A 526-nucleotide genomic window follows, 5' to 3' on the forward strand; every position below is an offset into this window, starting at 1 on the left:
CTACATCCCGCAGACGGACCGCGGCTACCAGGAGCCCCACGAGTGCGAGGGGTGTGAGCGACAGGGGCCTTTCCGCGTCAACTTCGAGCAGTCCGAGTTCATCGACGCGCAGAAGATCCGCCTGTCGGAGCCGCCGGAGGTTGCCGGCGGCGAGGGGCAGTCGATCGACATCTACGTCGAGGACGACATCGCCGGTGAGGTGACCACAGGGGATCGCGTCACGATCACCGGGAAGCTTCAGCTCGAACAGCGGACGAGCGGCAACGAGAAGAAGTCGACGTTCGAACCGTACCTCACCGGCCACGCCATCGAGGTTCAGGAGTCGGATCAGACGTCGGTCGAGGTCTCGCACGACGAGCGCGAGGAGGTCGAGGCGATCGTCGACGGCGAACTCGGCGACCCGCTCGAGGTCGCGGCGCAGTCAATCGCGCCGGGCGTGTTCGGCGAGCAGTACGACCACATGAAGCGGGCGATCGTCCTCTCTGTGGTCGGCGGCGACTGGGTCGAAGGGAAGGACGGCAGTGTC

The 526-nt window shown here is 66.2% G+C and carries 1 pseudogene; it reads left to right on the forward strand.

Going from position 1 to position 526, the window contains the following annotated elements:
- Positions 1 to 526: pseudogene (locus DVK07_RS21070) on the forward strand (minichromosome maintenance protein MCM); the annotation flags it as partial.

The sequence above is a fragment of the Halorubrum sp. Atlit-26R genome (genome assembly GCF_003666015.1).
GTDB lineage: Archaea > Halobacteriota > Halobacteria > Halobacteriales > Haloferacaceae > Halorubrum.